We start from the raw sequence: 429 nt of genomic DNA, 5'->3' as shown, positions 1-429 counted from the left end.
GCCTGGACTTACAACGTGGCCAACGGCGACGTGCAGTACCTGGGCAAGGGCGAAACCAAGGTCGAGACCTTCGTGGTCAAGAGCCTGGATGGCACTGAGCACACCGTCACCATCACCATTACCGGCGTCAACGATGGCGCGGTGATCAGCGGTGCTGACACTGGCGCGGTGACCGAAGATGCCAGCCCGGATGTGCTGACTGACAGCGGCGTGCTGACTGTGACCGACGTGGACGGGGCCGACGAGGCCAAGTTTATTGCCGGCAACGGCGTGGCCAGCAATGGCGCACTGGGCAGCCTGACCATCACCGAAGGTGGTGCCTGGACTTACAACGTGGCCAACGGCGACGTGCAGTACCTGGGCAAGGGCGAAACCAAGGTCGAGACCTTCGTGGTCAAGAGCCTGGATGGCACTGAGCACACCGTCACC

1 protein-coding gene is annotated in these 429 nt (G+C 62.7%); it reads left to right on the top strand.

The features are described from left to right. Positions 1-429, top strand: a 429-nt coding sequence (locus KKO72_RS20790; RefSeq protein ID WP_214943778.1) for a VCBS domain-containing protein, incomplete at both ends; no start/stop codon positions are given.

It is taken from the genome of Rhodoferax sp. U11-2br, from assembly GCF_018619435.1.
Classification (GTDB): domain Bacteria; phylum Pseudomonadota; class Gammaproteobacteria; order Burkholderiales; family Burkholderiaceae_C; genus Rhodoferax.
Note: the sequence above shows the minus strand (reverse complement) of the source record. Positions and strands in the feature narration are given on the sequence as shown.